This window comes from Colwellia aquaemaris (assembly GCF_057548755.1).
The window spans coordinates 1,176,665-1,188,282 of the sequence record NZ_BAAJLV010000001.1 but is presented as its reverse complement, the minus strand read 5'-3'; the positions used below and the strand labels follow the sequence as shown (position 1 = coordinate 1,188,282).

Below are 11,618 nucleotides of genomic sequence, written 5' to 3'. Positions count from 1 at the left end.
GATGCTGGTTTTTTTATAAATTGTCTTAACCTAGCTAAAATTCATATTTTAGTATTGTGTAGCAGGCGCTGTCACTTCACGACGAACAATTTCAGCATCCGCTTTTAGTGACTCTACATAACTTAAATAAGCAGCTTGTGCTAACTGTTGTGTTAGTTGCTGAGATAAGTTTGGTGATGCTTGTGCTTCGCCAATTTTAACGGCTTGTACTTCTAATACCGCCAAGTCGCCATTGCTTAAGCTTACAGTTGCAGCAGAAACACTACCTTCGCTTGGGTGAGGTAATCTAAATGCTTCTCTTGCTAAACTAGCGTCTAAACCACTACCAACACGAGTTACTGCAGCTTTAACTTCCATGGTAGAGCCCATAGCTGTTAATTGTTCAGTAATATCATCGCCAGATTTAAATGCAACTAATAACTCATCAGCAACAGTTTGCGCTTTTTCAGAGGCTTTTTGTGCAACTAAAATATCCTTAATTTGTGCCGTCACTTCCACAAGTGGTTTTACGTTAGCTTCTTGATATTCGTTTAAACGCAGAACTATGGCCAAATTATCACTCACTTCAATAATATCTGAGTTTAACTGATCATTCAGTACAAGATCAGAAAAGGCAGCGTCAATTGCTTTAATACCATTAAATGGTGCAGCATTAGCACCACGCGTTAGCCAATCTGATGTTTTAACGGTGGCATTGATCGCACCTGCCGCATCTTCTAAGCTGTCAGGAAACTCAAAACTTAAACGTGCTACTTCTTGCTGAAGTTCAAAAAACTTATCTTGTGCTTTTTCGTTCTTCGCTTGTGCAACAAGTTCTTCACGTACATCAGCTAAACTTTCAACTTTTTCTGCTTTGTAATCTGTTAACTTAATTAGATGATAACCAAACTCAGTTTTCACAATATCACTAACACTGCCAACTTCCGTTAATGCAAATGCGGCTTCATCAAATGCTTCATCCATTACACCCGGCTCAATCCAGTCTAGATCACCACCGTTTTCACCACTGAAAGTATCGGAGGAATTTTCTTGTGCAAGTGTTGCAAAATCTTCACCGGCATTAACTTTAGCAAGTAATGCTTCAGCAGTGGCCTTTGCTTGTGCTTCATCGTCACCAAACTCTATCAGGATATGAGCAACACGACGTTGTGCATCTTCACGGTAGCGGCTAATGTTTTCTTGATAATAAGCTTCTACATCGGCATCAGTTAATGAAACGGTAGCTGCAATATCATTTACATCAAGCGTAATGTAGTTAACTTTTACTTTTTCTTGATTTTCAAAACGAGATTGATTTGCCAAGTAATATTGATTTATTTCTTCATCAGTTAGCTCAACACCCGCTTTAAATTGCTCAGCATTAATCGTTGCAAAGCGAATATCACGTTGTTGATTTTGTAAGTCAGTATAAATGTTTTCTTGATAAGGTAAGCTAAACTCACTTGCCACCAAGGCTTGAGTTAGTTGACGGCGCGTCATTTCAACACGTAAATAATCACGAAAATCTGACGACTGATAAAAACCCGCTTGATTAATCATCGCTAAATAACGGTTGTTATCAAATACACCATCAACTTGAAATTCTGGCATATTACGAATGGTATCTTTAATACGCTCGTCGGCAACGCGAATAGCCAAGGTTTCTGAATTTTGATCAACTAACTTTTGGTTGATTAAATTGTCTAACACGCCTTGACGGAAATTACTCATGTAACCAGGATCTGCCGATAGTGTTTCAAACATATCACCAAATTGTTGAGCCATACGATTACGCTGAGCTTGGTATGCTTTATTAAATTCGTCTTGTGAAATTTTTTCACCATTAACATCAGCCACTGAGGTATCAACAGAGTTGGTATAGCTACCAATACCAGCTACGGCAAAAGTTAAAATAATAAAACCAAGAATAATCTTAGCGGTTAATCCTTGAGAGCTTTCTCGAATATTTTCTAACATCTTTATCTCTTTACACGAGGGAGTTGTACTTTCCGAGCGACTTTAGTTGCAACATTTTTATGCCGCTATTTAATTTTGTATCACGAAAATAATAAAGTAAAAATTCAAGCTACTGTGCCGCTTGTCGTAATTTACTTGCTTACTTTACTAAGATACAGGTTTTAAAATCGCAATTTGAACGGGCATGTTAGCCCAATAATAATCAAATTGAAACTCTTTTACGGCAACGAGGAAATAACGGTTAAATATGCAGCAAATCATTTACAGCAATATTGGGGAATGCATGACTATTTTGAGCTATTTAATAAAAAGAGTAAGCAACTAAAGTGCTGCTTACTCCGTTTTCTTTCTATTTCATTAAAATATAATGAGTAGGTAAACAAGGATTTAATTAAACTACTTTTTATTCAAAATATCATCTAAATTGGCTTGTTCTTCCGACGACAAATTCTCTTCATTAGTTTTACTTTTACTGCGTTTGCGCAACACAAAAACTAAACCAATAGCAAAACCTAATATTATCGCAACAGGACCAAACCATAAAATATAGGTTTGCTTTTTTAATTGTGGACGATATAAAACGAAATCACCGTAGCGGTAAACCATAAAATCAATAATTTCCTGATCAGTTTTACCTTCCTGCAATAAGTTATACAGGTTCTTTCTTAAATCAACGGCAATTTTTGAATTCGAATCAGCAAGATTTTGGTTTTGACATTTAGGACAGCGTAACTCTTTTGATAATATCTGAAAGCGTAATTTTGTGGCTTCATCTTTAAATTGAAAAGTTTCAACTGGGCCAGCACTTGCGCTACCTATCCACAAAGCACCCAACAAAATACCACTAATAACAAGCTGAAATAACCTAGAACAGCTATTCATTTGTTTATTAACGCTTAATTGCATATTAAGAGGCTCCTTGCGCTATTTCTGCTTCAATAGTTTCAATTAACGGCAGGAATTCTTTTTTCCATACCATATCATTAATTGGCCCGGCAAAGCGTTTGCGTATGATACCTGTGTGATCAATCACAAAAGTCTCTGGTGCGCCAAACACACCTATATCTAGACCTAAAGCACCTTGTTCATCAAAAATAGAGAATACATAAGGGTCTTCATATTCTTTTAACCACTTAATTGCCATGCGATGTTCGTCAGTAAAATTAAGCCCGTATAGTTTCACTCGAGGATTTTTCGAAATATTCAGCAAATACGGGTGTTCGTATTTACACTGAATACACCAAGTTGCCCAAACATTAAGTAAAACAATATCACCTTTTAAGTCATCACGGCTGACTTGCTTTTCTGTTGCCTTTAACATCGGCATTGAAAACTCAGGTAGTGGTTTGCCAATCATAGCTGAAGGCATTGCCTGAGGGTTTAAAAATAAACCGCGATATAACAATACACCCAGCAACACAAATAAAATTAATGGAATAAAACGAATAATACTTTTCACTAATTTATGCCTCTTGTAAAACCGAAGGATTAACCTGTTTACGTTTTTGCTCAGTCGCAAGCACGCGTTTTCGATAACGTTTACTTAATATTGCTAAAAATCCGCCCAGTGCCATAAAGAAGCCACCTAACCAAATCCAAACAATAAAAGGTTTATAGTACAAACGCATCGACCAAGAATTTTGTCCTAGAGGATCCCCCAAAGCAACATAAATGTCACGCATTAACGTGGTATGGATGCCGGCTTCAGTCATGCCCATAGTTTGTACTGTGTAAGTGCGTTGCTCAGGTTTTAACAAAGTAATGTACTCGCCATCAAGTGATACTTTTATCTGCCCTTGAATAGCACTGTAGTTAGGCCCTACAACATTTTTAGTTCCAGCAAATTCAATGGTATAACCTGACAAGTCAACCGTTTCACCCGGTGACATTTTAACGTTTATTTCTTTTTCATAGCTCGAAACCATAGTAACGCCAATAACTGTTACTGCGATACCCGCATGTGCTACGGCCATACCGATATGGTTTAGTGGCACTGCAGAAAACTTCCAACTGCCGTCAGCTTGTTTAGCATTATTAAAAACGTCTTTTAGAACAGCTAGTACGATCCAGCAACCTAAGGTCATGCCAATAAAGACCATAAAGTTAAACTCGCCGCCAAATAAGAATGGCCATGCTGCACCAAACAAAACACTAAAGATTGAAATTAAATTTAAATGTTTCGATAATTCACCTTTACGCGCTTTTTTCCAGCGAATAAGCGGCCCAATACCCATAAAGATAAACAGTGCTATCATCATAGGAATAAATACCGCATTAAAATACGGTGCGCCAACAGATATCTTACCCATGCCCATGGCATCAATAATAAGTGGGTATAAGGTCCCCAACAATATCGTCACAGTCGCTGTCACAAGAATAGACATCGCAATTAAAATAGTATTTTCACGAGAATACATAGTAAAACGACTTGGACTACTTACATTCGTTGCTCTAAGTGCATAAAGTGTTAGTGAACCACCAATACCAAGTGCTAACAAAATAAGTAAATAAATTCCGCGATCAGGGTCAACAGCAAATGAATGCACCGAGGTAATAACACCAGAGCGAACTAAAAACGCACCCAATAAGTTCAATGAAAAAGTAAATATTGCTAACAATAATGTCCAATGCTTAAAGGTATTACGTTGTTCAGTAACCGCTAACGCATGGATTAATGCCGTACCAGCAAGCCATGGCATAAAAGACACATTCTCTACTGGGTCCCAAAACCACCAGCCACCCCAGCCAAGCTCATAATATGCCCACCAGCTACCTAATGCGATACCAACGGATAAAAATGCCCAGGCGGCAACAGTCCAAGGACGTGACCAACGGGCCCATGCTGCATCCATTTTACCACTCATTAATGCCGCAATAGCAAAGGCAAAAGCAACTGAAAAACCAACATAGCCCATATAAAGCATTGGCGGATGAATAATAAGACCAATATCTTGCAATAATGGATTTAAGTCTCGCCCTTCCATTGGAAAGTTAGGTAATAATCGTTCAAAAGGGTTAGAGGTTAATAGGGTAAATAAAATAAAACCTACAGCAATCATGCCCATAACGGCTAATACACGCGCTACAAATTCACGTTCTAATTGTTTACTAAAGATGCCGACTGCGAATGTCCACCCTGTTAGGGCAAATATCCAAAATAACATTGAGCCTTCGTGGCCCCCCCATACTGCACTAATTTTATAGTAATACGGCAATAAGCTATTAGAATGATTAGCAATATATTTAACAGAGAAATCATCAACCGTGAAACTGTATGCTAATAAACAAATACTAATGGTTAAAAATAGAAATAAACCAAAACTTAATGGTTTGGCACTGTTTATTAGTTGTTGATTATTTTGCGTGACACCAATTAACGGCACGATGCTTAAACATAACGCAAAAGCTAATCCGATAATGAGGGCGAAATGACCGAGCTCTGGGATCATGATAATTCCTGTAAATCAATGTTAAAACATTATGGCGCTAAGTTTAGCTGATTTTGCTTAACGACAACTAGTTCCAAATCAAATATTCTATAAGTAAATACCATCGGCAAATGTTAGATAAATCAAATTTGCCGACTTAGGGTGTCAAACTATCCTTGAGGTACTATTTGCGAAATTTCCATTTTTACTGCTTCTTCTTGCGCTGTCGTTATATCAAGTAACTCGGCTTTGTAATCGCCTGGTTTAATGCCAACACTACCCTGCATAGAAACCACTGCATATACATTTACTCTTTCAACACTACTGAGCTTCATTTGTGGCGTCATCGCTTGTGCATCGTTTAATACAATAGTGGTTGGCAAGTCGCTGGTTTTTATTTTTACCGCCGCTAACGGCATGCGCGGGCCATTTGCTGCAATAGCATAAATGAAAACAGTTTTATCTTCACCGCTCATTAACTCGGCTTGAAGTTCATTTGATAAAGACACATCAACAAATAGTTGTGGGCCTGAAGCTAGCATATCACTTGAGTCATCACTACCAGCCATTTCACTACTCATTCTTAACTGATTTTTAGCTTCTTCAACTGCACTGCTAAGTGCTTGCACACTAATACCTGGACGACCGCTATTTAATACTTTTTCCCAATATTTAACGGCATTAGCAAAGTCTCGATTACTAAAACTATCCATACCTAATAAAATATTGGTTGATGCATCAAGTGAGTCAAGCGCTAACGCTTTATCAATAATCTGTTGAATATTCGCATCAATTCGTTGTTCGTTTTTATAGTACATTGCTTGAGCTTTAGGGCCGAGTAACTCAGCATGTTCACCAACTTGCTCCATTACGGTATCGAACGCAGCAATTGCTTTATCAAATTCACTCGCTGAAATATAAGCCTGGCCTAAACTAAACCATGCCTGTGAATTACTTGGGTCACTTTCAACTTCTTTCTTTAACTGCTTTAACTGCATTGCTAGCATTTGCTCAGGAGCTATTTCACCGTGAGGACTGTCCTGCGATACCATCGGGCTGCTTATCTCTTCGTAAGCCCCCAATGTCAAATAGGCGTAAAAACTAAAGCTGACAATCGCTAAGCCGATAGCCGCTGGCCAAACTAACGAGCTTTGTTGCTGTGTAGTGATTACTACTTCATTAGGGTTAACATCTTGTATCAGAGTTTTGTCTAACTCTGCCTTAAGTTGCGTGTAACTGTCTTGCTCTATACTGCCTTCCGCTAAATCATTATCTAACTGCGCTAAATGCTCATGATATAACGTAACATTAGTTTCCTGACGAATATTAGTGTTGTCGGCACCAATAGCATTTTTAGGGGTAGCAAATATTCGCCAAACAATAAGTAATGCAATTACTATTAAAAACAGTACTGCTAGCCAGAATATAGTCATATTAATTAATTTATACCTACAATTATCAAGTAAAACGTTGCAACAACGCGATGCGAAAGCAAGGTTAACAACTCTGTTATTCTTTTCCTAGTTATACATTGTAATAAAGTCTATTCAAACAAAATAGCTTATTAACAATAACTCTGCTTAAACTACGACTAAGTATTAAAAGCACATAAGAAAGAGCCGCTAATATAGCATTAAAATGCTCTCACCATAATGTAAGTTGCTCGGCTTCAACGCAAAGCTTGACTAAGGTCAAAAAGGAAATTTTGATGAAAGTCACAATTGAGCGACAAATGAAATCGTAATGACGGGAATAGTAAAGGTGTTCTAGGCTATAGGGTAAAGCTTAATAAACTAAATTTTTCTGTTTGTTAAAAACAATTAAGCCGCTAAACAGCGGCTTAATTCATAATCGTTAGCAATAAACTGCTAGTGATTAGTTACATGCATCTTTAAGTGCTTTACCAGCTTTGAAAGATGGGATTTTAGCTGCTGCGATTTCAATAGTTGCACCAGTTTGTGGGTTGCGACCTGTGCGTGCTGCACGGTCACGTACTGAGAAAGTACCAAAACCAACTAATGCAACTTGCTCGCCGCCTTTTAACTCTTCTGTAACTGCTTCGATAAATGAATCTAACGCACGACCAGCCGCAGCTTTAGAAATGTCAGCACCAGCAGCAATTTTCTCGATTAATTGAGATTTATTCACAGTGTATTCCCCTTCAATTGTTATTATTCAGCGCTATCTTTTGTTTTTAGCGTCCTGCAGAAACTCTTATATCAAGCTTCTTTTTGAACATCAAGCACTGAGTTAAAGAAAACTAAAAATATTGATAATTATTTTTATCTCTACTAGACCCCTTATGAATAGGGGCTCTAGCGTTATCAGCGTCATTAACTTACCATAGTTTCAGCGTTTGAAAAGCGTTAATTGCATTTTTTTTGCTTTTTTTGCTAATTTTTTCAATTTTCCAACAAAATTAGCCGCTTTCATGGGCATTTAGTCGTCTAACTGCCATTTTTCAACTGGATGTTCCAGTGCTATTTTCAACACATCATCAATCCATTTTACCGGGTGAATTGTTAAATCGGCTTTAACATTTTCTGGTATTTCCTTTAAATCACGTTCATTTTCATGCGGAATTACCACGGTTTTTATTCCACCACGATGTGCTGCTAGTAGTTTTTCTTTCAAACCACCGATAGCCAATACTTCACCACGTAAAGTAATTTCCCCTGTCATAGCAACATCTGCTTTAACGGGATTACCGGTCAAACTCGACACTAATGCTGTCGCCATGCCGATACCTGCACTTGGGCCATCTTTTGGCGTCGCCCCCTCAGGTACATGCACATGAATATCACGCTTTTCGTAAAAATCATCATTAATACGTAGCTTTTCAGTGCGACTACGTACTACCGTCATGGCCGCTTGAATAGACTCTTGCATAACATCACCAAGTGATCCGGTGTAACTTAACTTACCTTTTCCTGGCACAGATGCCGTTTCAATCGTAAGTAACTCACCGCCTACTTGTGTCCATGCTAACCCGGTAACTAAGCCAACGCGATTTTCTTCATCTGCCTTGCCATAATCAAAACGCTGCACACCGAGAAACTCCGACAAATTATCTTGATTGATAACAACTTTCTTCAAAGTCTTATCAAGCAAGATTGATTTAACCGCTTTACGACATAATTTGGAAATCTCACGCTCTAACGCACGTACACCCGCTTCACGCGTGTAATAACGAATAATGCCAATAATTGCACTATCTTCAATTTCAATTTCCTTAGACTTTAATCCATTGCGTTCAATTTGCTTCTCAACCAAATGACTTTTCGCAATATTAAGCTTTTCATCTTCGGTATAACCCGACAAGCGAATAACTTCCATGCGGTCGAGCAATGGCCCTGGAATATCCATGCTATTTGACGTTGCCACAAACATAACATCAGATAGGTCGTAATCTACCTCTAAATAATGGTCGTTAAAGCTGCTATTTTGCTCTGGATCTAACACTTCTAACAGTGCAGAAGCTGGATCGCCACGCATGTCAGAGGCCATTTTATCGATCTCATCAAGCAAGAATAATGGGTTCTTAACCCCCACTTTAGCGATTTTTTGAATTAACTTACCCGGTAATGAACCAATATAGGTTCTTCTATGACCACGAATTTCCGCTTCATCGCGCACACCACCTAAGGCCATACGCACATATTTTCGCCCTGTCGACTTAGCAATAGACTGGCCTAGCGAGGTTTTACCAACCCCTGGAGGCCCAACTAAACATAAAATAGGTCCTTTTAACTGGCTAACACGTTGCTGTACCGCTAAGTACTCTAAAATGCGCTCTTTAACCTTATCTAAGCCATAATGATCTTTATCAAGCACGTCTTGCGCTAAGCTTAAGTTACGCTTTAGCTTGCTGCGCTTTTTCCAAGGTACACTCAGCATCCAGTCAATATAGCTGCGTACTACCGTTGCTTCCGCCGACATTGGCGACATCATTTTTAATTTTTTTAGCTCGGTTAAGGTTTTTTCTTTTGCCTCAGCTGGCATCTGAGCTTCTTCAATCTGCTTTTCTATTTGCTCAGCTTCGTTGGCGCCTTCTTCATCATCACCTAACTCTTTTTGAATAGCTTTCATTTGCTCATTCAAATAGTATTCGCGTTGACTTTTTTCCATCTGTTTTTTAACACGAGTACGAATTTTTTTCTCAACTTGTAATAGGTCAATTTCGCCTTCCATCAATGCCATTAAATATTCAAGGCGTTCCGAGACGTTAGTAATTTCCAATACTTTTTGTTTGTCGACTAGCTTCAATGGCATATGTGCCGCCATGGTATCAGCCAATTGTTCAGCATCATCAATACCTGAAATTGATGTTAAAACTTCCGGTGGTATTTTTTTATTAAGTTTTACATAGCCTTCAAACTGAGAAATAGCAGAACGGATCAGTACTTCAGTGCTTTCATCTGGCTCGCCTTCTACACTTAAATAACTGGCATTAGCAGTGAAATATTCATCAGTTTCAACAAATTCGCTGATAGTGGCTCGTCGAGCGCCTTCTACAAGTACCTTTACTGTACCGTCAGGTAGTTTAAGCATTTGTAAAATAGTGGCAATAGTACCTGTTTGGTATAAATCGCTTTCTGATGGTTCGTCAATTGCGGCGTCTTTTTGCGCCACTAGAAAAATTTGTTTGTCATTCTCGTTAGCAATATCTAAACAGCGAATCGACTTTTCGCGACCAACAAATAATGGAATGACCATTTGCGGATAGACAACAACATCACGTAAGGCTAATACGGGAATTTCAACTACGCCAGATAACTCTTTAGTCATTGGTTACTCTCTCGGTGAATCGTATGATGTAATTTTAAATACCAATTGGTATTAGGACATGTATTTGTATATGGGGCGTTTGCCAATACTTTCAACAGGTGAATAAAAAAAAGTGACGTTAATCAATCAGACTAACGCCACTTTTATTTCATTGTTTTATATTTTTACTCTGAAGACGCTTTATCTTGCTGCGTTTCATAAATAATAATCGGCTTAGATTCACCTTTAATTACGGTCTCATCCACAACCACTTTCGCAGCATTTTCCATTGATGGCAGTTCATACATGGTATCAAGTAAAACACCTTCAACGATTGAACGTAAACCACGAGCACCTGTTTTTCGAACCATAGCTTTGTGAGCAATTGCCGTTAAGGCATCTTCTCTAAATTCAAGTTCAACTTTTTCCATATCAAAAAGCGCACTGAACTGTTTTGTTAACGCGTTCTTAGGCTCTTGAAGAATTTGAATAAGCGCTGCTTCATCCAATTCGGTCAACGTTGCCACAACAGGTAAACGACCAATAAACTCAGGGATCAAACCGTATTTAACTAAATCTTCCGGCTCTACGTCTTTAAAACGCTCAGTTAAGCTTTTCTCGTCTTCTTTACCACGAACCGTTGCGCCAAAACCTATACCCGTCCCGGTATGACATCGTTGCTCAACCACCTTATCTAACCCGGCGAATGCACCACCACAAATAAATAAGATTTTAGACGTGTCTACTTGCAAGAATTCTTGCTGCGGGTGCTTACGTCCACCTTGTGGTGGCACTGAAGCAATTGTACCTTCAATTAATTTCAATAACGCTTGCTGAACGCCCTCACCAGAAACATCTCGGGTAATTGATGGGTTATCAGACTTACGCGAAATTTTGTCAATTTCGTCAATGTACACAATACCACGTTGCGCTTTTTCAACGTCGTAGTCACATTTTTGCAGTAATTTTTGAATGATGTTTTCAACATCTTCACCAACATAACCAGCTTCAGTTAATGTTGTTGCATCAGCCATAGTAAACGGCACATCTAATAATCGTGCTAGCGTTTGTGCTAATAAGGTTTTACCACTACCCGTTGGCCCAATAAGTAAAATATTACTTTTACTTAACTCTACACCATTATGTGAATCGCCATTGCGCAAGCGTTTATAATGGTTGTAAACAGCAACAGCGAGCACTTTTTTAGCATGCTCTTGGCCAATAACGTAGTCGTCAAGGCTTTCGCGAATTTCAATTGGCGTTGGTAAGCTTTCTTTATCTTGCTTTGGCGCGATTTCTTTAATTTCTTCACGAATAATGTCATTACATAGTTCGACACATTCATCACAAACAAAAACCGAAGGGCCTGCAATTAACTTACGTACTTCATGCTGACTTTTTCCACAGAATGAACAATACAGTAACTTACCGTCATCACCGTCACCTGTTTTCATATCGGTCATACGG

Annotated in this window: 8 protein-coding genes; all 8 read right to left on the bottom strand. The window is 38.6% G+C overall.

The features are described from left to right. Nucleotides 1–48 precede the first annotated feature (48 nt). The gene (locus tag AC27HL_RS05295; protein WP_487079519.1) at nucleotides 49–1,956 is read right to left on the bottom strand and encodes a SurA N-terminal domain-containing protein; all 1,908 of its coding nucleotides are present in this window, start codon (nucleotides 1,954–1,956) and stop codon (nucleotides 49–51) included. Between the two features lie 396 nt (nucleotides 1,957–2,352). Continuing rightward, complete coding sequence (locus AC27HL_RS05290; protein ID WP_487079517.1) at nucleotides 2,353–2,862, bottom strand: cytochrome c-type biogenesis protein; 510 nt, start codon at nucleotides 2,860–2,862, stop codon at nucleotides 2,353–2,355. Nucleotide 2,863: 1 nt separating this feature from the next. Beyond that, nucleotides 2,864–3,415, bottom strand: a complete 552-nt coding sequence (locus AC27HL_RS05285; protein WP_487079516.1) for a DsbE family thiol:disulfide interchange protein — start codon at nucleotides 3,413–3,415, stop codon at nucleotides 2,864–2,866. A 4-nt stretch (nucleotides 3,416–3,419) separates the two neighbouring features. Then, a complete protein-coding gene (locus tag AC27HL_RS05280; RefSeq protein ID WP_487079514.1) occupies nucleotides 3,420–5,405 on the bottom strand; it encodes a heme lyase CcmF/NrfE family subunit in 1,986 nt (661 codons plus the stop codon). Between the two features lie 149 nt (nucleotides 5,406–5,554). Further along, complete coding sequence (gene ccmI, locus AC27HL_RS05275) at nucleotides 5,555–6,817, bottom strand: c-type cytochrome biogenesis protein CcmI (RefSeq protein ID WP_487079512.1); 1,263 nt, start codon at nucleotides 6,815–6,817, stop codon at nucleotides 5,555–5,557. A 442-nt stretch (nucleotides 6,818–7,259) separates the two neighbouring features. Next, the gene (hupB, locus tag AC27HL_RS05270) at nucleotides 7,260–7,532 is read right to left on the bottom strand and encodes a nucleoid-associated protein HU-beta (protein WP_085299093.1); all 273 of its coding nucleotides are present in this window, start codon (nucleotides 7,530–7,532) and stop codon (nucleotides 7,260–7,262) included. 291 nt (nucleotides 7,533–7,823) lie between these two features. After that, a complete protein-coding gene (gene lon / locus AC27HL_RS05265) occupies nucleotides 7,824–10,172 on the bottom strand; it encodes an endopeptidase La (protein WP_487079509.1) in 2,349 nt (782 codons plus the stop codon). Nucleotides 10,173–10,336: 164 nt separating this feature from the next. Further along, nucleotides 10,337–11,614, bottom strand: a complete 1,278-nt coding sequence (clpX, locus tag AC27HL_RS05260; RefSeq protein ID WP_487079507.1) for an ATP-dependent protease ATP-binding subunit ClpX — start codon at nucleotides 11,612–11,614, stop codon at nucleotides 10,337–10,339. Nucleotides 11,615–11,618 lie beyond the last annotated feature (4 nt).

Bases quoted from the DNA above. Each gene is read 5' to 3' on its own strand.
- clpX (WP_487079507.1), bottom strand. From the start codon at position 11,614: ATGACCGATATGAAAACAGGTGACGGTGATGACGGTAAGTTACTGTAT.
- ccmI (WP_487079512.1), bottom strand. From the start codon at position 6,817: ATGACTATATTCTGGCTAGCAGTACTGTTTTTAATAGTAATTGCATTA.
- AC27HL_RS05295 (WP_487079519.1), bottom strand. From the start codon at position 1,956: ATGTTAGAAAATATTCGAGAAAGCTCTCAAGGATTAACCGCTAAGATT.
- AC27HL_RS05280 (WP_487079514.1), bottom strand. From the start codon at position 5,405: ATGATCCCAGAGCTCGGTCATTTCGCCCTCATTATCGGATTAGCTTTT.
- lon (WP_487079509.1), bottom strand. From the start codon at position 10,172: ATGACTAAAGAGTTATCTGGCGTAGTTGAAATTCCCGTATTAGCCTTA.
- AC27HL_RS05290 (WP_487079517.1), bottom strand. From the start codon at position 2,862: ATGCAATTAAGCGTTAATAAACAAATGAATAGCTGTTCTAGGTTATTT.